22 protein-coding genes are annotated in these 20,277 nt (G+C 58.4%); 14 read left to right on the plus strand and 8 right to left on the minus strand.

Features of this window, described 5'->3' with window-relative positions; translation table 11 throughout:
- Positions 1-217: 217 nt before the first annotated feature.
- The 3 genes from HU806_RS15880 (at position 218) to HU806_RS15890 (ending at position 2,952) form a co-directional block, all read left to right on the plus strand.
- Positions 218-481, plus strand: coding sequence for a DUF2790 domain-containing protein (locus tag HU806_RS15880; protein WP_186612272.1), 264 nt, complete (start codon positions 218-220; stop codon positions 479-481).
- A gap of 487 nt (positions 482-968) precedes the next feature.
- Positions 969-2,219: a ribonucleotide-diphosphate reductase subunit beta gene (locus HU806_RS15885; protein WP_186612273.1), complete on the plus strand. Its 1,251-nt coding sequence runs from the start codon at positions 969-971 to the stop codon at positions 2,217-2,219.
- 223 nt (positions 2,220-2,442) lie between these two features.
- Complete coding sequence (locus HU806_RS15890; protein WP_186612274.1) at positions 2,443-2,952, plus strand: BRO-N domain-containing protein; 510 nt, start codon at positions 2,443-2,445, stop codon at positions 2,950-2,952.
- 413 nt (positions 2,953-3,365) lie between these two features.
- Here HU806_RS15890 and HU806_RS15895 read toward each other — a convergent pair whose 3' ends face one another.
- Positions 3,366-3,611 carry a type II toxin-antitoxin system Phd/YefM family antitoxin gene (locus HU806_RS15895; RefSeq protein ID WP_186612275.1) on the minus strand — a complete coding sequence of 82 codons (246 nt, stop codon included), beginning with the start codon at positions 3,609-3,611 and terminating at the stop codon, positions 3,366-3,368.
- Between the two features lie 321 nt (positions 3,612-3,932).
- On the opposite strand from HU806_RS15895, the gene HU806_RS15900 reads away from it, so the two are divergent.
- Complete coding sequence (locus tag HU806_RS15900) at positions 3,933-4,916, plus strand: hypothetical protein (RefSeq protein WP_186612276.1); 984 nt, start codon at positions 3,933-3,935, stop codon at positions 4,914-4,916.
- 48 nt (positions 4,917-4,964) lie between these two features.
- Here HU806_RS15900 and HU806_RS15905 read toward each other — a convergent pair whose 3' ends face one another.
- Positions 4,965-5,780 (minus strand): sulfite exporter TauE/SafE family protein, encoded by an 816-nt coding sequence (locus HU806_RS15905; protein WP_186612277.1) that lies wholly within the window; start codon positions 5,778-5,780, stop codon positions 4,965-4,967.
- A gap of 113 nt (positions 5,781-5,893) precedes the next feature.
- On the opposite strand from HU806_RS15905, the gene HU806_RS15910 reads away from it, so the two are divergent.
- Together HU806_RS15910 and HU806_RS15915 are read left to right on the plus strand one after the other, a co-directional pair.
- Positions 5,894-6,670, plus strand: a complete 777-nt coding sequence (locus tag HU806_RS15910; protein ID WP_186612278.1) for an AraC family transcriptional regulator — start codon at positions 5,894-5,896, stop codon at positions 6,668-6,670.
- Between the two features lie 81 nt (positions 6,671-6,751).
- On the plus strand, positions 6,752-7,069 hold the full coding sequence (locus HU806_RS15915; protein WP_186612279.1) for a helix-turn-helix domain-containing protein: 318 nt from the start codon (positions 6,752-6,754) through the stop codon (positions 7,067-7,069).
- Between the two features lie 13 nt (positions 7,070-7,082).
- Here HU806_RS15915 and HU806_RS15920 read toward each other — a convergent pair whose 3' ends face one another.
- A complete protein-coding gene (locus HU806_RS15920; protein WP_186612280.1) occupies positions 7,083-8,129 on the minus strand; it encodes an MBL fold metallo-hydrolase in 1,047 nt (348 codons plus the stop codon).
- 188 nt (positions 8,130-8,317) lie between these two features.
- On the opposite strand from HU806_RS15920, the gene HU806_RS15925 reads away from it, so the two are divergent.
- The gene (locus HU806_RS15925) at positions 8,318-8,926 is read left to right on the plus strand and encodes a TetR/AcrR family transcriptional regulator (protein ID WP_186612281.1); all 609 of its coding nucleotides are present in this window, start codon (positions 8,318-8,320) and stop codon (positions 8,924-8,926) included.
- Between the two features lie 3 nt (positions 8,927-8,929).
- Here the strand turns inward: HU806_RS15925 and HU806_RS15930 are convergent, their stop codons facing one another.
- Positions 8,930-9,877 (minus strand): LysR family transcriptional regulator, encoded by a 948-nt coding sequence (locus tag HU806_RS15930; protein WP_186612282.1) that lies wholly within the window; start codon positions 9,875-9,877, stop codon positions 8,930-8,932.
- A gap of 14 nt (positions 9,878-9,891) precedes the next feature.
- On the opposite strand from HU806_RS15930, the gene HU806_RS15935 reads away from it, so the two are divergent.
- Positions 9,892-10,602 (plus strand): CTP synthase C-terminal region-related (seleno)protein, encoded by a 711-nt coding sequence (locus HU806_RS15935; protein WP_186612283.1) that lies wholly within the window; start codon positions 9,892-9,894, stop codon positions 10,600-10,602.
- Positions 10,603-10,654: 52 nt separating this feature from the next.
- On the opposite strand, the gene HU806_RS15940 is transcribed toward HU806_RS15935, so the two are convergent.
- The gene (locus HU806_RS15940) at positions 10,655-10,981 is read right to left on the minus strand and encodes a DUF2025 family protein (RefSeq protein ID WP_186612284.1); all 327 of its coding nucleotides are present in this window, start codon (positions 10,979-10,981) and stop codon (positions 10,655-10,657) included.
- Between the two features lie 239 nt (positions 10,982-11,220).
- Positions 11,221-12,804, minus strand: a complete 1,584-nt coding sequence (locus tag HU806_RS15945) for an amidase family protein (protein ID WP_186612285.1) — start codon at positions 12,802-12,804, stop codon at positions 11,221-11,223.
- Between the two features lie 393 nt (positions 12,805-13,197).
- Between HU806_RS15945 and HU806_RS15950 the strand changes: the two genes are divergently transcribed.
- The 3 genes from HU806_RS15950 to HU806_RS15960 all read left to right on the plus strand — a co-directional run bounded on the left by HU806_RS15950 (position 13,198) and on the right by HU806_RS15960 (position 15,964).
- Positions 13,198-14,325, plus strand: a complete 1,128-nt coding sequence (locus HU806_RS15950) for a glycerophosphodiester phosphodiesterase (protein WP_186612286.1) — start codon at positions 13,198-13,200, stop codon at positions 14,323-14,325.
- Between the two features lie 120 nt (positions 14,326-14,445).
- A complete protein-coding gene (locus tag HU806_RS15955) occupies positions 14,446-14,760 on the plus strand; it encodes a PepSY domain-containing protein (protein WP_186612287.1) in 315 nt (104 codons plus the stop codon).
- Between the two features lie 181 nt (positions 14,761-14,941).
- Positions 14,942-15,964 (plus strand): transporter, encoded by a 1,023-nt coding sequence (locus HU806_RS15960; RefSeq protein WP_186612288.1) that lies wholly within the window; start codon positions 14,942-14,944, stop codon positions 15,962-15,964.
- Positions 15,965-16,170: 206 nt separating this feature from the next.
- Here the strand turns inward: HU806_RS15960 and HU806_RS15965 are convergent, their stop codons facing one another.
- Entirely contained in the window at positions 16,171-17,796 is a 1,626-nt protein-coding gene (locus tag HU806_RS15965) for a methyl-accepting chemotaxis protein (RefSeq protein ID WP_186612289.1), read from the minus strand.
- Between the two features lie 286 nt (positions 17,797-18,082).
- Between HU806_RS15965 and HU806_RS15970 the strand changes: the two genes are divergently transcribed.
- From HU806_RS15970 to HU806_RS15980, 3 genes are all read left to right on the plus strand, one after another.
- Positions 18,083-18,226, plus strand: a complete 144-nt coding sequence (locus tag HU806_RS15970; protein ID WP_186612290.1) for a hypothetical protein — start codon at positions 18,083-18,085, stop codon at positions 18,224-18,226.
- A gap of 37 nt (positions 18,227-18,263) precedes the next feature.
- A complete protein-coding gene (locus HU806_RS15975) occupies positions 18,264-18,515 on the plus strand; it encodes a hypothetical protein (protein WP_186612291.1) in 252 nt (83 codons plus the stop codon).
- Positions 18,516-18,598: 83 nt separating this feature from the next.
- Positions 18,599-19,798 (plus strand): MFS transporter, encoded by a 1,200-nt coding sequence (locus HU806_RS15980; protein ID WP_186612292.1) that lies wholly within the window; start codon positions 18,599-18,601, stop codon positions 19,796-19,798.
- Here HU806_RS15980 and arfB read toward each other — a convergent pair.
- The gene (gene arfB / locus HU806_RS15985) at positions 19,795-20,208 is read right to left on the minus strand and encodes an alternative ribosome rescue aminoacyl-tRNA hydrolase ArfB (protein WP_186612293.1); all 414 of its coding nucleotides are present in this window, start codon (positions 20,206-20,208) and stop codon (positions 19,795-19,797) included. The genes HU806_RS15980 and arfB overlap by 4 nt on opposite strands.
- Positions 20,209-20,277 lie beyond the last annotated feature (69 nt).

The following is a 20,277-nucleotide window of genomic DNA, read 5'->3' on the forward strand; positions in this document are numbered from 1 at the left end:
GAGCCGATTATTGCCAGAACGATCAATAGTGTTTATCAAAACCGAGTCTGTTTAGCCCAGTCCTCGCCTCCTAAAATCAGCCTCGCCAACCGGCAACAAGATTGACGCAACACAGCCCCCACGAAGGCCGTTGATCGAACTTTCCCAACATCCGCTCCACACGCAGCCCCAAAAAGGCTGCGTGACCCCACTCGACCTCAAAAAAGGTGAAATCCTAATGAAAGCTTTATGGGTCCTGGTCCTCGGCAGCCTTTGCGCCACCGCAATGGCTGGCGAAACCCCAGTCAATGCCGCGCAGCAAAAACCGGCGATTGAGGACTACAGCTACTCCACCCACCTGGACATTGCCAAAGTCATCTCCATGAGTACGATCCCGGACGTTTGCGAAGTGGTCCCAGCCCAAATGGAATACGCCGATTCCAACGGGCAGCGCCATATCCTGCGTTACCGCGTCATGGGCAACGGCTGCTCCGCCGATTGATCACAATTGGCGGTTTCCAAGGCCCGATTCCGGTCGGGCCTGGTTGTGTCTGGAGCAACAAAAAACCCTCGTAAACCACAACATGTAGTGCAAAACCGCAAAAACCGATCATTTTCTGATCAAAAATATCCATCCTCCAACCCATGCAAAAAAAATCTTCAACGGCCAAAGCCTTGTAAACCCTCGCTCCCACGGCGATATCTCCCCCGCCACCTCTTCCGTGAGCTATTTCGCCGCACCACGTAGGCAAAAAAGTCCTTATAATGCCGCCTTAAACGGGCCTGCAATATTCCCTTACAGGGAGTCAGCGCCAGCCTGAAGCCACGCAACGGTCGATCACCGATGTGCTCACAGCCGCTTCAGGACACCCGTACAACTTTCTGTTTATTGCCTGCGTCAGCTGCTGCAACAAACGATTTTCCAAGATCCACCGCGGCCAGTAGGCCTTTCAATGGGCATCTGGCCCTCACGCAGGAGACGACACGTCATGCTGAGCTGGGACGAATTCGACAAAGAAGACGGCGGCGAAGTCGCGGTAAAAGGCGCCAACGCCGGCCACGCTTCTGAAGCCAACATGGACCGCCTCGACAGCGCCGGCGGTGCCGCCGCGCTCGAAGCCCGCGCCGTGACAGCCAGCGACTCGGCCGCGATCATTCGCGCCAAGGCCGCCCTCGACAAACTCGACGTTGCCGAAGGCCTCGCCGAACTCGAAGGCGCCTCCGCCCGTGTCGCCGTCGATGAAAAGCGCATGATCAACTGCCGCGCCGACCTCAACCAGCTCGTGCCTTTCAAGTACGACTGGGCCTGGCAGAAGTACCTGGACGGCTGCGCAAACCACTGGATGCCGCAAGAAGTCAACATGACCGCGGACATCGCCCTCTGGAAAAACCCGGAAGGCCTGACCGACGACGAACGCCGCATCGTGATGCGCAACCTGGGCTTCTTCTCCACCGCTGACTCCCTGGTTGCCAACAATCTGGTCCTGGCCGTGTACCGCCTGATTACCAACCCGGAGTGCCGCCAGTACATCCTGCGCCAGGCCTTCGAAGAGGCGATCCACACCCACGCCTACCAGTACTGCATCGAATCTCTGGCCATGGATGAAGGCGAGATCTTCAACATGTACCACGAGATCCCATCGGTCGCGAAAAAAGCCGCCTGGGGCCTGAAATACACCCGTTCGATCTCCGATCCGAAGTTCGAAACCGGCACCCCGGAAACCGACAAAGAGTTGCTGCGCAACCTGATCGCCTACTACTGCGTCCTGGAAGGCATCTTCTTCTACTGCGGCTTCACCCAGATCCTCTCCATGGGCCGCCGCAACAAGATGACCGGCGTCGCCGAGCAGTTCCAGTACATCCTGCGCGACGAGTCCATGCACCTGAACTTCGGTATCGACGTGATCAACCAGATCAAAATCGAAAACCCACACCTGTGGGATGCCGAGATGAAGGAAGAAGCAACCCAGATGATCCTGCAAGGGACCCAACTGGAAATCGAATACGCCCGCGACACCATGCCTCGCGGCGTACTGGGCATGAACGCGGCGATGATGGAGGACTACCTCAAGTTCATCGCTAACCGTCGTTTGTCGCAGATTGGTCTTAAAGAAGAGTATCCAGGGACGACCAACCCGTTCCCTTGGATGAGCGAGATCATGGACTTGAAGAAAGAAAAGAATTTCTTTGAGACGCGGGTGATTGAGTATCAGACGGGTGGGGCGCTTAGCTGGGATTGATGTCTAAGTCCTAAGTCGAGCCATCAGCGACTTAACTAAAAACCCCGTGAAAACGGGGTTTTTATATTTCTGCAGCACCGAAGCCGCGTTTAACTCTGGGACCGGAACGCTACCTTTACCCTACGCAAAACTTAGAATCGTTCCGCATTGACGCCGCATCTCCTCGTTATCTGTTATGCCCACGAAAGCGCAGCTCTGTTCTCCGTGTACTCGGAGACCCATCATGTCTGATGCTTACATTCCGGCGGTTTTTACCCGTCACAACGTCCATCTTCATGCCCTCTTGGTTGAAAACCAGGCTTGGTTCAGCGCCTCCGATTTGGGGCGTTTGATGAGCAAGCACCTTGATGAGCGCATGACCCGCAAGCTCGACCCTGACCAGCGCCGGATGATGCTCGTGCATGTCCACGGCTTGGCCGAAGAGCGTCTGATGCTGAGCGAGTCGGGCGTCTATGCATTGCTGGTTTATCACTACTGCCCCGAGTATCGGTTGCTGCGTGAGTGGATCACGCATCAGGTGGTGCCAACCCTGCGGGATGAGCGCTACTCGCATAAGGTGGAACGGCCTACGTTAAGCGTCCTGGATTGGCCGAAGATGTCGCTCTGCATGCTGCACTGGCAGGATGAGCCATGGATTCGCTTGCGGGATATGCCGGCGGTGTTGGTGGATGATCCGTTTGGGCAGCATGAGTCATGGTGGCGGAAAGCATCGAGGGTTTTGCGAGGGTTTTGAGATTCAATCGGAAGCCGTCGTCCGTGTTCGGGCGGCGGTTTTTTGTTGGGAATATTGAATGGGGCTGCTGCGCAGCCCAGCGGGAGCAAGCTCCCTCGCCACAGGTGTCAAGTCACAGATTGGTGTAGTGCTTGGTTGCTGCGTTGTTTTGAAGATCGCGGGCGGGTTCCCACGCTTTGGCAGTGTGGAATAGTGGTTGCGGGAAACGCCCAGTTTTTGTTGGACGAAAAAGGACATATGGGGATATGCAATGACGAAAGAAATCAAAAGTGAGGCCTTCGAGTCGATTCACAGCTCGGCCGAAGCACTGTTGAAAATCGGCGCTATCGACAAGGCCACTATGCGAGAGTTTGACGAGGCCTGCATGGCTGAGGTGTCGGCTGAAATCTCGGATTCAGAAGAATCGTCTGCACTCAGAGCGGGCCCTCAAAACCCTCGATGATGTCCTCGGGGGTACGGTAAGAATCCGCCGACATCCGAATCTTTCCCTTCAACCGCCCAGGCTTGCGCGCCTGTGGTGTATCGACATGAGGTAGCAGATCCAGATAAGGCTTACCGGCCTTGGTGATCACCACCTTGTCGCCCTGCCATGCACGTGCGCCCAGTTGTAAGAGCTGGGACTTTGCTTCGTGCAGGGTGACTTGCACCTGTTCACTCATTACCGCCTCCATGGATTTAGCTAAGCAGACGTAACAATTCCGGCCACCTGAAAGATCGAGCTAAGAACCAGCATTATGATATCGATTTCCCCGAGCATGAAACTGCTGAATGGGGGCCGCTTCGCAGCCCAGCGGGAGCAAGCTCCCTCGCCACAGGTTGATATCAGGGCGCAGGTGGGTGGCAGGCTTGATGGTTGGGTTGGGTTTGGGAATCGCGAGCAAGCTCGCCCCCACAGGGGGGTTGTGGTGTGTTGAAACTTTGGGTGCAGCCCGCCGCGTCCTTCGGTATTAATACACTTCCTCTCATGGACCCGAGCCCCGATGAAATTCGATACCGCCTACTGCCTCAGCCTCGATGCCAAGCTTTCGATCTATGACGTTCGGGATCTGAATTTCGACGAGACCATGGCATTCGATTCGGCCAAGGAGCGCTTTCAGTGCCCCAACGATGCCTGTCGGGCGGCGTTTGATGAGAAGAATCGGCTGACGACGTTCAACGCCAAGAACGTCAATTACATCCGCACGCCACATTTCAAGAATCGGCCGACGACCCAGCATATCGAGGGCTGTCCTTATGTCAGTCCGAAAACGCCAGGGCTGGATACGGAAAGCGTTGAGACAGATGACGACCGCGAGGAGCATTTTCCGTCGGAGCTGTTGCTGACTCGGCGACAGTACGTGCGCAAGCCGTCCGACCCGTCGGACAATGTTGAAGCGAATCGGCCTACGCCCTCATCCGTATCTTCCCACGGTGATAACCCTCATTCCGCGCAGGATTCAGCACCGGACAAGACCAGTGTCTTCGCCCATCCGGTGGAGTGTTTCGTTTCGAATTTCGATAACAAAGATCTGCTCAAGCGCAAGCCGCTGAAGATTGGCGAGCACACGGCGCCCTACGGATCGTTCTTCAAGAAGATCGAGTATTTGCAGGACAACAAGGGCTTGATTTACTGGGGCAAGATCAAGGAGATCAAGGATTACACCCTGAGCTTTCGCATCGACTTCGAAGCAAAGGTCTGGTTCAAGCAGCCGGACGAGGCGAAGAAGAAGCCTTACTCCGTCAACGTTTACCTGAGCAAGAAGCTGATCGACAACTACCGCAAGCGCAAGGCGTTCCTGGAAGAAATCAAGCACGCCATCGACAGTGACGCGCCGTTGTATTGCTTCTTCTATGGCGTCACGCCGGAGTCGAAGCAGGTGCCGAGCAAGAAAAACCCCGAGCAAACGTTCGGGGTGTTCAGTGCCAACATCGAGAACCTGGATCACTTTATTATTCGCGAAGCGCCGGGGTTGGCCGATAAGTGATTTCGCCTTGGGGCTAGCCGTAGCGCTATCGAGTAACCTTGCAGCGATTTATCGTATCGCCATGCCCAGCATCACAACGACCAACAATCCAATATAGACCCAGGCATGAACCCCATCCGGTATCCGTCCGATCCATGGCGTTGCCAGACGAATCCCCACTAACGCGCCGAGTGTCAGCACAGCGAAGGCCATCAAGTCGACGTAACCCACAAACCACGGCCCCAAATCAAACTCGGTAAACCCGGCCATGGCCATGTAAGCCAGTGTCCCGGCCACTGCAACCGGCAAGCTCAACGGGTTGGCCATGGACGTCGCGCGGGACATGCTCAGCCCGCAACGGCGTAATAACGGCACCGTCATGACACTGCCGCCCACGCCCAGAAAAGTGGCGATGGTGCCGATGCTGATCCCGCCCACCGAGACCTCTGCCCAGCCCAATCGCCGTGGGACCACAGCGTCAGACTTTGTCAGAAAACCGCGTCGGAACAAGCAGTCCAGAATGGTCACGCCCAGATAAACGATGAAGGCATAGCGAATGACTTCGCTGCTCGCCCACATCGTCGCAACGGCTCCGACGATAGCGCCCAGGCCGATGAAGCTGCCCAACGGCCACACGTAGTGACGAATGATGTTCCCGGCGCGGTGATGCTTCACGGTGGCGATCAGTGCGTTGACGATCATGACGCAGGTCGAGGTAGCCACAGCAATGTGCATTGCAGATTGGCCGATGGGGTCGTCGGCACCGTGGCTGACGGTGAGCATGCGGTACAGCAAGGGCACTACGACGAATCCGCCGCCGAAGCCGAACAACACGGCCGTCACGCCACTCAGGCAGCCGAAGCATAAAAGCGATACATAAAACATCGAGGCGAATCCGGGAAATGGAAAGGCCTTCACGATAAGGACGCGACGCTTGGCCCGCTGCAGCAAACAGGCCAATAATGTTCGCGTTTACGCCAATCATGAGTGGCCAACCGATGCGCAACAGTTCGATCGATCTCTTGGATGCGATACCCCGGAGCGTGGTTGCCATCGGCACCGATTACGCTCATGGGCAGGTGCTGCCGTTGCATCGCCATCGCCGGGCGCAGTTGCTCTATGGCGCCACCGGGGTCATGCAGGTCAGCACGGCGGACGGCAATTGGGTCGTGCCGCCGCAACGGGCGGTGTGGATTCCGCCGGCGGTCGATCATGAAGTACTGATGCTGGGCGTGAGCACGCGCAGTCTCTACATCGAACCGGCCGCGGTAATGGCCATGGACTCGCGGTGCCAGGTCATCAGTGTGTCGCCCCTGATGCGTCAGTTGTTGATGGAAGCCGTCGAGCTTGCGCCGGACTACGACGAGGCTGGACGGGACGGTGCATTGATCGATCTGCTGCTACACGAGTTGCTGCTCAGCACCCACCTGCCGCTGCACCTCCCGCTGCCCAAGGATCCTCGCCTGCTCAGCCTGTGCCAGGCGTTCCTGGAACGCCCCGACACCCATGCCTCGCCCGTGGAATGGGCGGCGCAAGTGCATATCAGCCTGCGCTCGTTCAATCGGCTGTTCAGCCGGCAGACCACGTTGAATTTCAGGCAGTGGCGGCAACAGGCGTGTGTGATGTCGGCGTTGGCCCGGTTGGCTGAAGGGGATTCGGTAACACGCATAGCCTTGGATCTCGGCTACGACAGCCCTGCGGCATTCTCCACGATGTTTCGTCGTGTGCTGGGTCACGCCCCGAGCGCCTGGCTGGAGAAGACCGCCGGTCATTGATCAAAAAATGAGATTGATCGGGACTCAAAACAACTGTACAAAAACACAGTGCTTTTTAATCCCACAGCTTTGGAGCTCCCCATGGCCTCTCTCGCAATCAAAACCACCCTGGAACGCATCGCTGTCTATCAATTCACCCCCGCTCACAGCGAGCAGGCCCGAGCCATGCTGGGCTGGAGTGTCGAAGAGCTGTCGCGCCAGTCCGGCGTCTCGGTCCGGGCCATTCGGCGCTTCGAGGCCGGTGGCGAACTGCTTGACGTGACGCGCCTGGCGCTGGCCTTCCGGCTGGAGGCCGAAGGGCTGGTGTTCTTCCCGGGTTTCGCTCCGGGACGCGGCATGAATATCAAGGGCGCCACGCCAGATCCGATGGAGCGGCCGGACTACGCAATGATCGAATAAACGAGTCCGGACGTCAGGCCATGCCGGTCTGGTTCTGATAAGCCGACGGCTCCACGTCCAGCCACCAGGCTCGGCCACGTTGCGGTTGCGTCAGGGTGAACGCTTCGCCCATTTGCGGTGTGGTGATGCAAACGTTGCGTTCCCAGGCCAGGGCCAGGATGCGGTCGAAGGGTTCATACCAGGCATGCATCGCCAGGTCGAACGTGCCGTTGTGGATCGGTAGCAGCCAACGGCCTTTGAGGTCGATGTGGGCCTGCAAGGTCTGCTCCGGCTGCATGTGGACATGAGGCCAATCGACGTTATAGGCGCCGGTTTCCATCAGCGCCAGGTCGAAGGGCCCGTATTTCTCGCCGATGCGTTTGAAACCATCGAAATAACCGCTGTCGCCACTGAAGAAAATTCGCGTGTCGCCATCGATCATTACCCATGAGGCCCATAACGTGCCGTTGCTGTCGAACAGGCCGCGCCCGGAAAAGTGCTGGGACGGCGTGGCAACGAATTCGATACCCGCCACCTCGGTGCCTTGCCACCAATCCAACTGGCGCACCTTGCCGACGTCGATACCCCATTTGACCAAGGTTTCGCCCACGCCAAGCGGTGCGAGGAAATAGCGAGTCTTGGCAGCGAGCTTCAGGATGGCGTGATGGTCGAGGTGGTCGTAATGGTCATGGGAAAGGATCACCGCTTCGATCGGCGGCAGCTCCTCAAGGCTGATGGGCGGCTGATGAAAACGCTTCGGGCCGGCCCACTGCACGGGCGAGGCGCGCTCGGAGAAGACCGGGTCGGTCAGCCAGAATTTGTCCCGTAGCTTGAGCAACACGGTGGAATGGCCGAGACGGAAGACGCTGTGGTTCGGCGCCGCCAGCAGAGCGGCGCGAGTCAATGGTCGAACGTCGATGGTGCCCGCGGGCCGCGTGTTGTGCGGTTTATGGAAGATCATGTTCCAGATGACGCGCAAGGTCGTGCCAAAACCTTCACGTGGCGTAACGGCATGATTGCGGTACTTGCCCTGTTCATGCCGCGATGTGGGATTTTCGGTCGAAGAAGAAGGAGTGGTCATGATGCGATAACTCCAAGGGCGTCGGCGCGTTGCGCTTCGCCGTTGTGGGACACTGGATGGCTGTTGCGATGCGCGCACAGCCGCCCGACTGAAAAACTACACTGCATGGTGTAGTTTCTAGATTGCATGAATCTCCTGGGCAAGTAAACTGCCGGGTGTAACTTCTTTTTTCCTATCGACGAATGCCCATGACCGTACCGCAGCGCCTTACCGAGCGAAAACGCGAAGCCATCCTTCAATCCGCGATTGCGGAATTTCGCAGCAGCGGTTTCGAGATCACCAGCATGGACAGGATCGCGGCGACTGCCGGCGTCTCGAAACGCACGGTGTATAACCACTTCCCCAGCAAGGAAGCGCTGTTCGCCGAAATTCTGAATCGACTGTGGAACAGCATCACGGCAGAGCAGCTCACCCCGTACAGCCCGGATCAGCCGTTACGCGATCAGCTTCGAACGCTGCTTCAAGCCAAATTGCACATGCTGGCGGACGAGAATTTTCTCGACCTGGCGCGCATCGCCATCGCCGCAACGATCCACTCTCCCGAGCGGGCCCAAGACATGGTTGCGCGTATGGGCGAGCGCGAAGAAGGCTTGGCCGTCTGGATTCGCATGGCCCAGGCCGACGGCCGATTGAAACCGGTTGACCCGGCATTTGCTGCCCAACAGATGCATGGGCTGATCAAGACGTTCGCGTTCTGGCCGCAGATCTCCATGGGGCAACCAAGCCTTGCATCGCCTGAACAGGCGCAGGTGATCGAATCGGCCTTGGACATGTTCCTGGCCTGTTACCAACGCTGAACCTCAGTTGCGCCGCAGAGTGCGCCCTAGCTCATCGAACAGTGTCACCACCGAGCGCAACGCGCGGCAGTCCGGTCGGGTCAGGAGCCAGAGCGCCGTGTCATGCCCGGCCAATGGCTCGCCAATGGGCGTCAGGCCCTGGTTGCCATCGATCAAAAAATCCGGCAGTGCCGCCACCCCCAAACCGGCCCGCACCAGTTCGGTGACCGAAAGCATGCTATTACAGCGGTAGGCCGGCACCACGCCGGGCAAGTGCTGGCGGCGCCAGGCCACGGTGGGGTGATCAGGCAGGAAATCGTCCGGTGCGATCCAAGTCATGGACGCCAAGTCCCGCAGACTCGTCGAGCGCAGATACGCGTCGCCAGCACATACCCGATACACCACATTGCCCAAATTGCGCCCCACCAGATGTTCCGGTGGCGTAAGGGTCAGGCGCAAGGCAATGTCGGCATCGCGGCGGCTGAGGTTGGCGAAGTCGTTCGAGGTGCTCAACTCCAGCGTCAACGCTGGATAAGCGGGCATGAATCGCGCCAACGCGGGCAACAGCAATGCCTGCAGGACCGCGTCCGTACACGTCAGGCGCACCGTGCCGCTGACCACCTGGCCGCCCTGCTCCACGCCGACGCGCGCGGCCTCCAACGCCTGTTCGGCACGCTCGGCTTGTTCGGCCAACGCCTGGGCAAGGCTCGTGGGTAAATACCCGGAACGACTCTTTTCGAACAATGGCTGGCCCAGGGCCGCCTCCAGCCGACGTACCGAACGAAACACCGTCGATACATCCACGTGCAATAGCCGAGCGGCCCGGGCCAGCGAGCCGCCACGGACCAGCGCCAGGATCAGGGACAGATCGGGATAATCGAGACGATAGTGCGTCGCTGCATTGATCACTTGGGTAAACGCCAATATTGATTGCACAAACGCCAATTTATAGTGGCGCCCAGGAATCAACAAGCGGCGAGCCTCCCATGGAAAATCAGCATCCGTTAAACATCGCCCTGATCGGCGACCACGACCCACGCATCACCGCGCATCGAGCGATCCCCCTCGCACTTGAGCTGGCTGCCAAGCAAACCGGCCATTCCATCCGTTTGCAATGGCTGGCAACGCCGCTCATTACCAAGAACGCTGTGCTGGAGCACTTCGACGGTGTCTGGTGCGTGCCCGGCAGCCCTTACCAAAACGAAGACGGCGCCTTGCAAGCCATTCGTTTTGCCCGCGAACAGCGTCGCCCTTTCTTGGGCACCTGCGGCGGTTTCCAACATGCTGTGCTGGAATATGCCCGTAACGTGATGGGCTGGGCCGATGCCGTTCATGGTGAAACCTCTCCAGAGGCGGAACGGGCGCTGTTGACGCCGCTAAGCTGCGCCTTGGTGGAAACCATCGACAGCCTTCAGTTCGAGGCGGGCTCGCTGATTGCCAAGGCCTATGGCGGACAGACCGCGTTCGAGAGCTACCATTGCCGTTTCGGCGTCAATCCGCAACTGGAGCAAGACTTGCTGAGGGAACGCTTGCATGCCGTCGCCCGGGATTCGGCCGCCGACTTGCGCGCTGTAGAGTTGCGCGGTCATCCGTTCTTTGTCGCGACGCTGTTCCAGCCCGAGCGTGCTGCGCTGGAAGGACGCGTACCACCGCTGGTCCGCGCGTTTGTCGAAGCCTGCGCCAAGGCACAGGCATAGCCTCCAACAGACAACACCGAACCGGTTCCCTGGCCAACTCGAGACTCTTGGCTCAGCCCCTTACCAACTGCCGCATCGCCAGGATTTCCGGCAGATCGCTGCGCGCCATATACACCCGCAACGGTTCGGTAATGTTGATACGGTCGTCGATATTCTGGTCCAGCAGCAACTGGATCCACTCACGCTTGAGGGTCAGGGTGTCATCGGCCGCTGGGGTCCAGACGAATTCACTGGTGGGGATGATGCCGTCGTCGGCCACATCCATACCGAAAGAGTCTTCGCTGAAACGCACAATGTACTGGCCAGTCTTACGGTTCAGGCCGACAAAACCCTTGAGTTGATCGGCGGCCTGGCAGATGAGTGTCGAAGTGGTGCGCATGGTAAACCTCATGGATGCGTCCCTCGGGACGTCTGATCGATGGTTTACACGCAGGGCAAGGAAACGCTGGAGTTGAGGTTTCCCTCTGCGGGGAAACTGATGCGGCCAAGATTACCGTAGACCTAGCTGAAAATGCATTGCCATAGAAGCATTTGCCAGAATTTGATCAAACAAGCGTGATGAACCAGGTAGATCGAAAGAAGAATCGACCAGCCCGGATCATCACGCCAGTGCCTCGGCTACGGCCTGAATGTTGGATGGACCAGTTTCAAGGAGGCTTGTTCGTAGGCGTAGGCCAACCCCAACAACCCGGCATCCCCCCACATGGAACCGATAAACGATATGGAAGTTGGCTCGCCGCCCTCCTCCACGCCGGAAGGTACGGTGACAATGGGAAAGCCTGCTATAGCCGTGCTCGGCTGGGATATACCGTCCAGGTCAGCCACCATGGCATCCAACGTGCGATTGTGGAATTCAATGTCGAACATTCTTTTAAAGCTGGCCTGCATCGGCCGCCATAAAGCATCGATCTCTTCTTCGCTCAACGTTTGTGCATTGACTTGTTCGAGCATTTGCTGGCCATAGTTCTCTTCCACCGGATTCTGCTCGTTGTAAGCAATCAAATTATCCAGGGTCTCGATTGGCAAACCGCTGCGGGTATTTAAATAAGCCTGCAGTTCGAGCTTCATCCCCGCCAGCAATACCTGAAAATAATTGCTCATGCCTGGAACGCTTAAACTCACCGGAACGAGGGTAGCGCCATTGTCCTGAATGGTTTTTAGCGCTGCGCAAAATTGAGGGCTGAGGTCGTGCACCATCCCGCTACCTAAATCACATTGCGAATGTTCCGACGTACTTACAACAGCGGGCAACAGTGAAGTAGTAACGGTGAGCTTTTGCCCATCATTCACAACCACACCAATACGTTTTCCTTGCAACGCGTCGGTGGATAAAGCGCTGGTGTAGTCGGTGCCTTGAGGAGCATTGGCGGTAGGCGGGTCGGTTGGATCCGCGCCGGCCAAATGATTCAACAGCAAAGCGACATCGTAGACCGTGCGGGCCATCGGCCCCGGGGTGTCCTGCCGCCGGGTAATCGGAACGACACCCGAGCGACTCACCAGGCCAATACTGGGCTTGAAGCCAACGACCCCATTGACAGCGGATGGGCAGATGATTGAGCCATTGGTCTCGGTACCCACCGAAATGGGCGCATACCCCGCTGCCAGGCTGGCAGCCGGGCCGGAGCTGGAGCCACAGGTACCTGCGCTTAACACATGTGGGTTGAGCCCTTGCCCACCTCGACCGCTCCAACCTAACGGCACTCTCCGGTCCCTCATGCCAGCCCATTCGCTCATGTTGGCTTTGCCCAGGATTATGGCGCCGGCATTGCGTAGCTGCTTGATAACGAATGCATCTTGCACGGCCGGCAGCCCGACCATCGCCAGTGAGCCGGCAGAAGTCTGCATCAGGTCCGCAGTGTCGATATTGTCTTTGATTAATACCGGGATACCGTGCAATGGACTTCGAACGTTACCACTCGCGCGCTCGCTGTCGCGCAGCGCTGCATCAGCCAGGGCCTGGGGATTGAGTTCGATGACGGCCTTGAGCTGAGGACCTTCTTTATCCAGGGACTGGATCCGGTTGTTCAGATAGGTCACCAGCGCTACCGAAGTAAGCTGATTGTCAGTCAATTTTTGATTAAGCTCCGTGACGCTCAAATATTCATAGGCCTCTTCAGCTGTTTTCGCCTGGGCGTGGACAGCGCACGCGATTAACGATAAAAACCCGAGCTTAGCCATCCACAATGTGCGTCGTTCAGTCATGTCAGTCCTTGGTATGGAAAAATACGAGCGAGCTGTTTCGCTCTGTTGCTCATAGTAAGAGTCGAGAAAAACAGCGGCACTGTTAGAACTATTAATCCATATTGCTCGATTCTTTATCCTCGTCAGACAACTCGGGGAATAACAGCTATTCACGGCCGTTAGTGCGAGCAAATCGCTGCGAATCAGGAAGTGTCTTGTAAATATTTAGAACAGTCGCCGTAGGAGTTCGCCCCTTCCGACGCCGGAAGAGACCGCTGAACCAAACGGTCTGCACAACTGCCAAAGACGAAGAAAAAATCTGCCTTGAGATGGTTTTTGTCGGTCTGGCGATAGCGCCGAATGTGTGCAATTGTTAAAAGAGAGGTCTTTGCAAATCACGAAAGGACCTCGAACATGCCTGTCACCCTCCCCCGTAGCGCGTTGATGCTGAGCCTGTTGCTCGGTTTCGGTCCGGCACACGCCGCCGAAACCCCAAGTCCCAAGGCCCTGGCAACCCTCCAAGGTATCCCCCACCCGGCGGTCATCGCCCATCGCGGCGCATCGTTCGACGCCCCGGAGTCCACCGCGGCGGCCTACAAATTGGCGCGTGACCTGGGCGCCGATTATCTGGAACTGGACCTGCAACGCAGCAAAGACGGCGTGCTGTTCGTCTTGCACGACGACAGCCTGTTGCGCACCACCGATGTCGCGACCAGGTTTCCCGAGCGCAAGGACAAGACTGCCAATGAATTCACCATGGCCGAGCTCAAGACGCTGGACGCCGGCAGTTGGTTCAACGCGGCCTACCCGGACCGCGCCCGTCCTTCATTCGCGGGCCTGAAAATCCTGACGCTGGACGAAGTCATCAACATTGCCGAGGGCAACCCGCAGCATAAACCTGGGCTGTACATCGAGACCAAGGAGCCCAAGCTGTTTCCAGGCATCGAGAGTGACCTGAAGGACAAGCTGCAAGATCGTGGCTGGTTGAGCCCGGCAGGCTCCAAGCTGGCCAAGGACGCCATCGGCGTGGGCCAGGGAAAGGGCAAGGTGGTGTTGCAGACTTTCGAAAAAAGCAGTCTTGAACTGCTGCACAAAGAGATGCCGAAGGTGCCGAAAATACTGCTGCTGTGGGTCGGTGAAGGCAATATCGAGCCCAAGTCCAAGGTGACGTTTGCCGAGTCCGGCGAGACCGACAAGGCGGTTTACTACGCGAAACAGGAGCCCAAGGACAAAGCGGAATTCGAAAAATGGGTCCAGTACGCCAAGGCCCAGGGCGCCATCGGCACCGGTCCTTCGGCGGCGTTGACCCATGGCGGCAGTCAGAGTTACTCGGACCTGGTGCAGCCGTGGATGAACCAGTACACCCATGACCAAGGTTTACTGGTACATGTCTACACTGTTGATGAGCCGGTGGACTTCAAGAACGCGATGAATGCCGGCGTAGATGGCATTTTCACCAACCGGGCCAGCGAACTGCTCAAGTACTTCAAGCGTCCCGAAACAGGCAGTGTGGCGCAACTATTGGAGAGGAACGGTTACTGAAGCATCAGGGCGGATCGGGCAGTCGCTGCAAGTTTTCCGAATTAAGGGTGAATTAAGTTGCCACAGATAATCTGAGCCCACTTAAACGAATCACCCTTTAACGACACCAAGGAAAGACCTATGAAAACTTTGACTGCCCTGTTTACTGCTGCTGCCCTTACCCTTACCGCTGGCTTGGCCCAGGCGAGGGATGTCCAGGCCAACGAGATTCCCCAGTTGGTCAAGGAAGGCAAGATCAAATCAATGGACGAGCTTAAACAGATCGTCGAGAAGCTGCACCCAGGAGCCCAGATGGGCCTTGCTGAAGTGGATCAGCATGGCAGCTATTATGAATACGAAGTAGAAGTACGTTACCCAGACGGCAGAGAGTTTGACATTAAGCTCAATGCCGCCACTGGCGAAGTCTCGAAAAACAAACTCGACCGAAATGACTGACTAATACTATATAAAGCCGCGCAACTTTCGAGTTGTGCGGCTTTTTACCGTGCGTGGTATAGATTACTACCGGTCCAGATGTCCCAACCCAACCGTCACAAAACCTTCAAAAAACCCTGCAATGATGCCGCTCAAGTGAACCTGTCATCGCCACGACAGGCACTCCCGCCAGCGAGCCCGCATGAATCACAGCATCGATCAAAGCCATCGCGATCCGGACCTGTTCGGCCTGCTCTACGGGTTTCGCTTCCGCCCCGGCGAACGCGGGCGAGAGATCGACTCGGCCCAGGCCCTGCGAAGCCTGCAGCAACCGGAGGATGCCGACGAATTCCTCTGGCTGCACCTGAACCTGGCTCATGCCGCTTGCGAGCGCTGGATGAAAAACCATCTGGCCTTGCCCGAGGAGTTTTTCGAAGCCTTGCACGAAGGCTCGCGCTCGACGCGCATCGAGCACGTGGACTCGGCGCTGCTGGCGGTGGTGAACGATGTGGTGTTCAACCTCAGCAACTTGGTGTCCTCGGATGTCTCCACGCTGTGGGTGTGTGTCCACAGTCGCTTGATCATCAGCGCACGACTGCAGCCTTTGCATTCGGTCGACAAGCTGCGCTCATCGGTGAAGGCTGGCGAATGCTTTCGCTCACCGTTGGAACTGCTCGTGCATTTGCTGCGCGACCAGGGCGAGGTGCTGACCCAGATCGTGCGCAAGACCAGCCTCAGCGTCGATCAGATCGAGGATCAATTGCTGTCGTCGCGCGTATCCAACAACCGCGCCGAACTGGGCAGCCACCGCCGGGTACTGGTGCGCCTGCAACGCTTGCTGGCGCTGGAGCCCGGTTCGTTGCTGCGCCTGCTCAACCGCCCGCCGCAATGGCTGCAGAAAGAAGACGTCAAGGAGCTGCGCAAATCCACCGAGGAGTTCGCGTTGATCATCAACGACCTCACCGCCCTCGGCGAGCGGATCAAGTTGTTACAGGAAGAAATCGCCGCCAACCTCAACGAGCAAAGCAACCGTACCTTGTTCACCCTGACCGTGGTCACGGTGCTCGCGCTGCCCATCAACATCATCGCCGGTTTCTTTGGAATGAATGTCGGCGGCGTGCCGTTGGCCGGTGATGACCACGGCTTCTGGATCCTGGTCGCACTGGTGGCGACCTTCACCGTGATTGCAGGCCGCTGGGCATTTCGCAAGCGGCGCGATTATTGAGATTGATGCACGTCAGGTACGCATAAGCCTTTGTGGCGAGGGAGCTTGCTCCCGCTCGGCTGCGAAACAGTCGTAAAAGCTTTCCTGATTCACCGCGTTGAATGGCGTTGGGGCTGCTACGCAGCCCAGCGGGAGCAAGCTCCCTCGCCACAGGTGTCAACCATGTCCCCAGACCAAACACGCCTATTCCCGTCAGGTCAATGCGTTCAAGCACTCAACCGCGCCGTCACTTCATTCAACTGCCCGGACAACCCGTGCAAATCACGGCTGGCCGCTTCGGTGCGTTGGACGTTGTCCAGGTTGGTGCTCGCGATGCAGGTGATTTCCGTCAGGTTGCGCGAGATGTCCTCGGCCACGGAAGTCTGCTCTTCCGCTGCCGTAGCAATCTGGCGGTTCATGTCGCGAATCGCTTCGACCGCATGAGTGATGCGTTCGAGCATTTCGCCGGCCTGGGTTACTTGCTCGACACTTTCTTCGCTGCGTGACTGCCCGCTTTCGATGGCCTGGGCCGCGTCCACCGCACCGGTTTGCACCGTCTGGATGATCTGGTTGATCTCGATGATCGACGACGCCGTGCGCTGGGCGAGGCTGCGTACTTCATCGGCGACCACCGCAAAACCACGCCCCGCCTCACCGGCTCGAGCGGCTTCGATGGCGGCATTGAGAGCCAGCAGGTTGGTCTGTTCGGCAATTCCGCGAATGACCTCCAGCACCTTGCCGATGCGACCGCTGTCGGTTTCCAGGCGACGAATAACAGTGGCGGTGTTGGCGATTTCGCCGCGCATCTGGGTGATGGTGTGGATGGTGCCTTGCATCACCTTCTCGCCCTGTTGCGCCGAGTGATCGGCCTCATCGGCGGCCCGAGCGGCGTCGGCGGCATGGCGGGCAACTTCCTGGGCGGTGGCGGACATTTCGTTCATCGCGGTAGCCACTTGATCGGTGCGCTCGAATTGTTCGCTCGTCCCCTGGCTCATCAGGCTGGCGATGGCATTGAGCTCACCGCTGGCGCTGTCCAGCTCCGTCGCACTGCGTTGCAGGCGCGTGAAGGTTTCGGCGAGGAAATCGCGCAACGTATTCGCCGCCAGGGCCAGGTCGCCCAACTCATCCTGGCGGGTGCTGGTGACGCGTTCGCCAAAACGCCCGCGGCTTAATTGCGTCACGTATTCGATCAGGTTACGGATGGGCTGTACCAGGTTGCGGTTGATCAGCCACAGGCTCAGCAGCCAGACCAGCAGCCCCGAGACAAGCATGATCACAGTGCCCAGCATGATCGTGCGATCGGCACCGGCAGTGATCAGCGCCGATTGTTCATCGCCCAGTTTATGCAGCTCTACCACCAGCTCGCTCATCTGCTCACTGGCCGCACGGTCCACGCCCTTGACCGCCGCGTCACCCGCCGAAGCGTCGCCGCCTGCCGCCACAAACGCATCACGGCCCTTTTGATAGGCCGCACCTAGCTGGGCATGTTCGCCCCGCAGACGTTCGATGCGTGACCTGATCGGAGCGGGAACCCCTTCGTGCTTGATCAATTCGCCCAAGAGGTTCTGGACGTCGCCCTGACGCGCCTCGAACTGCTTCCAGTATTTATCCAGCTCCGCCGGTTGCTTGCCACGCAGCAAGACGTTCTTCCATTCCTGGACCTGAACTTTGAATTGCAGGTTGGCCTCATCGATCAATTGCGATGCACGCAGCGGGCCATCGATCAGGTTGCGATAATTGTGAATTCCATCGGAAAGGAAATGAAAGGACGCCAGGGCGATCAACAGCGTTGCCAGCAGGCTGCCCGTCAGCAAGGCGAGAATCTGGGCTCTCAGGGATTTTTGTAGAAACATGGAGTCGATCTCTTCGAATAAAGGACCTCCATGTCCAGGGGCCACCGTCGTAACTGAATGTGGAGGATATGAACATGGCATCGGCGCGCCTGCCTCGTTCTTGAGCCTCGGCGACCATCGGTAGCAGCGGCGTTCTCCCCAGTGGTCATGACTTGTCCAGACAATCCCTTTTGTCGCGCATCGGGATTTAAAAGTCTTTTTGTCATTTCTCCTGGGGTATCCTGCCCACGCTTTGTACAAGCGCGGATCTACCCGATCGATCAACAGACCTTGCGAGGAGCGCGATATGCACGAGATTCCTAATCTCCCCTTCCCAAGCCTGCACGAACCTGAGCAGACGACCACGCTACAAGCCGGGGGGCAACCCGACGCCCAGCAACCCGAGCAGCCACAAACCACTGAAAGCCGCCAGGCTGACAGCGAAGACTGATCCACCCGCACCACCAGACTGTGTGGAAAGCGCTAAGATGCGCTTTCCACACCGCCTGAATCCTGAGCCCCGTACCATGACCGATGACACCCCTACTTTCAGCGAAGCCCAGGCCAGCGTGCTGATCGGCACAGCGGAAAAAATGGTCGATATCTGGACCCGTCTTTCTCCCGAGAAACAAGCCGCCCTGCTGGCTCGGTTCGGCACGGAGGAAAATGCCCTTGCTGCGTTGGTGACCACACATCTGGTCGCTGGCAAAAACACTGCTGAGCCACCGTCCGGCAAATAGTTTTACTTTTCCAGGCGCCACCCCCACGGTCGCCGCTATCATAAGCAGCCTATCTATCCAGCTGCCCCGTGGACCTTTTACCCATGCCAGAACCCCAGCGCCCCTTGGCGGTCACGCTGCAAGTCGTCTCCATCGTCCTGTTCACCTTCATCGGCTATCTGAATATCGGCATTCCCCTGGCCGTGCTGCCCGGGTTCGTCCATGGCGAACTGGGTTTCGGCGCGGTGATCGCCGGGCTGGTGATCAGCGTCCAGTACTTGGCCACCTTGCTCAGCCGTCCTTATGCGGGCCGCATCATCGACAACCTGGGAAGCAAGCGCGCGGTGATGTTCGGCCTCGCCGGCTGCGGGCTGAGCGGTGTGTTCATGCTGGTATCCGCCTGGACGCCACACCTGCCGACATTCAGCCTGATCAGCCTGCTGATCGGTCGCCTGGTGTTGGGCAGTGCCGAAAGTCTGGTGGGCTCGGGTTCGATTGGCTGGGGCATCGGCCGAGTCGGGGCGGCGAACACCGCCAAAGTGATTTCCTGGAACGGAATTGCCAGTTACGGCGCGCTGGCGATCGGTGCCCCGCTGGGGGTTTGGCTAGTCAGTGCATTGGGACTTTGGAGCATGGGCGTCAGCATCATTGCGCTCGGCCTGCTGGGGCTGGCATTGGCTTGGCGCAAGACCGCCGCGCCCATCGTCTCTGGCGAACGCCTGCCCTTCATGCACGTGTTGGGGCGTGTGCTGCCCCACGGCTGCGGGCTGGCCCTGGGGTCCATCGGGTTCGGCACCATCGCGACCTTCATCACCCTGTACTACGCGACACAGCACTGGGATAACGCCGTGCTGTGCCTGAGCCTGTTCGGCGCCAGCTTCATCGGCGCACGCTTGCTGTTCGGCAACCTGATCAACCGTCTCGGTGGGTTCCGGGTGGCGATCGCCTGCTTGTCGGTGGAAACCCTCGGTCTATTGCTGTTGTGGTTGGCGCCAGATGCACAGTGGGCGCTGGCGGGCGCGGCGTTGAGTGGATTCGGCTTCTCGCTGGTATTCCCGGCGCTGGGCGTGGAAGCGGTCAACCTGGTGCCAGCCTCCAGTCGCGGGGCGGCGGTAGGTGCTTATTCGCTGTTCATCGACTTGTCGCTGGGCATCACCGGTCCGCTGGCCGGCGCGATTGCCGCAGGGTTCGGCTTTGCCTCGATCTTCCTGTTCGCCGCGCTGGCGGCGTTGGGCGGGCTGGCGTTGAGCGTCTACCTGTATCGCCAGGCACCTCGCTACCGTGAAGAACGGGAAAAGAACTAGAAATCCACCTTGCCGCGACCGGCCTTGATCGAACCGCGCTTGGTCTTGGATTCCAGGCGGCGCTTTTTTGAGCCCAGGGTCGGCTTGGTCGGGCGGCGCTTCTTTTCGACTTTGGTGGCGCTGAGGATCAGCTCGACCAGACGCTCCAGGGCATCGGCGCGGTTCTGTTCCTGCGTGCGGTATTGCTGGGCCTTGATGATCAACACGCCTTCGCTGGTAATCCGACTGTCACGCAGCGCCAACAGCCGCTCCTTGTAGAACTCGGGCAAGGACGAGGCCGGAATGTCGAAGCGCAGGTGCACGGCGCTCGAAACCTTGTTGACGTTCTGCCCGCCGGCGCCTTGGGCGCGGATAGCCGTCAGCTCGATCTCCGCGTCGGGGAGATGCACGTTGTTGGAAATCACCAGCATGGAAAGTGTCCGGTATCAGGCTCCACAGGATACCGCGAATTTTCAGGTGCCTCGCCTTAATGCAACAAA

It is taken from the genome of Pseudomonas sp. SWRI154, assembly GCF_014268645.1.
GTDB lineage: Bacteria > Pseudomonadota > Gammaproteobacteria > Pseudomonadales > Pseudomonadaceae > Aquipseudomonas > Aquipseudomonas marvdashtae.

Excerpts from the sequence above, each read along its gene's own strand:
- HU806_RS15955 (WP_186612287.1), top strand. The coding sequence starts at position 14,446 with ATGAAAACTTTGACTGCCCTGTTTACTGCTGCTGCCCTTACCCTTACC.
- HU806_RS15970 (WP_186612290.1), top strand. The coding sequence starts at position 18,083 with ATGCACGAGATTCCTAATCTCCCCTTCCCAAGCCTGCACGAACCTGAG.
- arfB (WP_186612293.1), bottom strand. The coding sequence starts at position 20,208 with ATGCTGGTGATTTCCAACAACGTGCATCTCCCCGACGCGGAGATCGAG.
- HU806_RS15950 (WP_186612286.1), top strand. The coding sequence starts at position 13,198 with ATGCCTGTCACCCTCCCCCGTAGCGCGTTGATGCTGAGCCTGTTGCTC.
- HU806_RS15910 (WP_186612278.1), top strand. The coding sequence starts at position 5,894 with ATGCGCAACAGTTCGATCGATCTCTTGGATGCGATACCCCGGAGCGTG.
- HU806_RS15935 (WP_186612283.1), top strand. The coding sequence starts at position 9,892 with ATGGAAAATCAGCATCCGTTAAACATCGCCCTGATCGGCGACCACGAC.
- HU806_RS15915 (WP_186612279.1), top strand. The coding sequence starts at position 6,752 with ATGGCCTCTCTCGCAATCAAAACCACCCTGGAACGCATCGCTGTCTAT.
- HU806_RS15885 (WP_186612273.1), top strand. The coding sequence starts at position 969 with ATGCTGAGCTGGGACGAATTCGACAAAGAAGACGGCGGCGAAGTCGCG.
- HU806_RS15920 (WP_186612280.1), bottom strand. The coding sequence starts at position 8,129 with ATGACCACTCCTTCTTCTTCGACCGAAAATCCCACATCGCGGCATGAA.
- HU806_RS15905 (WP_186612277.1), bottom strand. The coding sequence starts at position 5,780 with ATGTTTTATGTATCGCTTTTATGCTTCGGCTGCCTGAGTGGCGTGACG.
- HU806_RS15965 (WP_186612289.1), bottom strand. The coding sequence starts at position 17,796 with ATGTTTCTACAAAAATCCCTGAGAGCCCAGATTCTCGCCTTGCTGACG.
- HU806_RS15945 (WP_186612285.1), bottom strand. The coding sequence starts at position 12,804 with ATGACTGAACGACGCACATTGTGGATGGCTAAGCTCGGGTTTTTATCG.
- HU806_RS15940 (WP_186612284.1), bottom strand. The coding sequence starts at position 10,981 with ATGCGCACCACTTCGACACTCATCTGCCAGGCCGCCGATCAACTCAAG.
- HU806_RS15975 (WP_186612291.1), top strand. The coding sequence starts at position 18,264 with ATGCGCTTTCCACACCGCCTGAATCCTGAGCCCCGTACCATGACCGAT.
- HU806_RS15980 (WP_186612292.1), top strand. The coding sequence starts at position 18,599 with ATGCCAGAACCCCAGCGCCCCTTGGCGGTCACGCTGCAAGTCGTCTCC.
- HU806_RS15880 (WP_186612272.1), top strand. The coding sequence starts at position 218 with ATGAAAGCTTTATGGGTCCTGGTCCTCGGCAGCCTTTGCGCCACCGCA.
- HU806_RS15925 (WP_186612281.1), top strand. The coding sequence starts at position 8,318 with ATGACCGTACCGCAGCGCCTTACCGAGCGAAAACGCGAAGCCATCCTT.
- HU806_RS15960 (WP_186612288.1), top strand. The coding sequence starts at position 14,942 with ATGAATCACAGCATCGATCAAAGCCATCGCGATCCGGACCTGTTCGGC.
- HU806_RS15895 (WP_186612275.1), bottom strand. The coding sequence starts at position 3,611 with ATGAGTGAACAGGTGCAAGTCACCCTGCACGAAGCAAAGTCCCAGCTC.
- HU806_RS15890 (WP_186612274.1), top strand. The coding sequence starts at position 2,443 with ATGTCTGATGCTTACATTCCGGCGGTTTTTACCCGTCACAACGTCCAT.
- HU806_RS15900 (WP_186612276.1), top strand. The coding sequence starts at position 3,933 with ATGAAATTCGATACCGCCTACTGCCTCAGCCTCGATGCCAAGCTTTCG.